Raw genomic sequence first — 1,245 nt, 5'->3', positions numbered from 1 at the left:
GGGCTCCTGCGCTATTGGCCTGCCGCGGCGGCCAGGTCATCGACCTGGGCGCCCATCCAGCCGACGTAGTCCTCATCCGGGCCCATGGTCTCGGCGAAGTCGACCACCGGCACCGAATGGGCCTCGGCGGTGGAGCGGATCGCGACGCTGTCGTGCCCCTCGGTCTGGATGTTGTAGGCCAACAGGTCAATCTGTCCGTCGGCGAGCGCATCGTTCATCTTCTTCAGGGTCTGCGGCGGGATGTCGCCGCCGGCCTCGACCGCTTCGCTCAGCCCCTGCGGGGTGGCGTCGTGCATCCCGGCGTCCTTCAGCAGGTAGAAGGGCACCGGCTCGGTCATCGCAAAGCTCTTGCCGTGCAGCCCGGCGGCCGCCGCCCGGTCCTTCAGCTCCTGCAGCTCGGTGCTGAACTGCTCGGCGTTGGCCTGGAACTGCTCGGCGTGCTGCGGGTCGAGTTTGCCGAACTCGCTGGCCAACCGCTCCCCCAGGGCCTGCATCGAGTCCAGGTCGAACCAGACGTGCTCGTTGTACCCGGCATGCTGGTGGCCCTCATGCCCGCCATGCTCGTGCTTGTGCTCTCCCTGTTCATCGTGCCCGGCCTCGGCGCTCGCTTCGACGGCCTCGGGCGAGGTGTCCACGGCGTGGATCTGCTGGGCCACCTGTTCGGAGGGCATTGAGGAGATCAGCTGGTCCATGAAGGCGTCGTAGCCGCCGCCGTTGGCCAGCACCACCTCGGCCTTGGAAATGGTCAGCTTGTCCCGTGCGGTGGGCTCGTAGGAGTGCGGGTCCTGGGCCGGGGAGGAGATGATCTCGGTGGCCTGCACGCGGTCGGCGCCGATGCGCTGGGCAATGTCACGGTAGACGTTGGTGGTGGCGACCACCTCAATGGCATCGGGGTTCTGCTGCTCCTGCGGGGACTGGGCGCTGCCCTGGGCGCACCCGGCCAGGATCAGTGCGCCCACCGGCAGCAGCAGAAGCGTCGGGGTCAGGTGGCGTGCGGTCACGGGCGGCTCCATTCCAAAGAATCACTAATGAGAACTATTCTACATTAATGTGAGAATGGTTCGCACCAGCGGTTTCGGCGCCGGCTCGCCGGGCCCGCGGCAGGGTCCCATGGGCTCCCCCGGTTCCGGTGGCCTTGACCACCAGCACGGCGATCAGCGTGGTCACCGGGATCGCCAGCACCAGCCCGATCGAGCCAATCAGGATGCGGATGACCTCCTCGGCCATCGACGGTGCTCAGCGTGC

1 protein-coding gene and 1 pseudogene are annotated in these 1,245 nt (G+C 67.5%); both read right to left on the bottom strand.

Annotated elements, in window-relative coordinates; translation table 11 throughout:
* Window positions 1-11 precede the first annotated feature (11 nt).
* A complete protein-coding gene (locus JCM19049_RS14570; RefSeq protein WP_054821931.1) occupies window positions 12-1,001 on the bottom strand; it encodes a metal ABC transporter solute-binding protein, Zn/Mn family in 990 nt (329 codons plus the stop codon).
* 34 nt (window positions 1,002-1,035) lie between these two features.
* Window positions 1,036-1,227: pseudogene (locus JCM19049_RS14565) on the bottom strand (YibE/F family protein); the annotation flags it as partial.
* Between the last annotated feature and the right edge of the window lie 18 nt (window positions 1,228-1,245).

It is taken from the genome of Arthrobacter sp. JCM 19049 (assembly GCF_001310435.1).
Note: the sequence above shows the minus strand (reverse complement) of the source record. Positions and strands in the feature narration are given on the sequence as shown.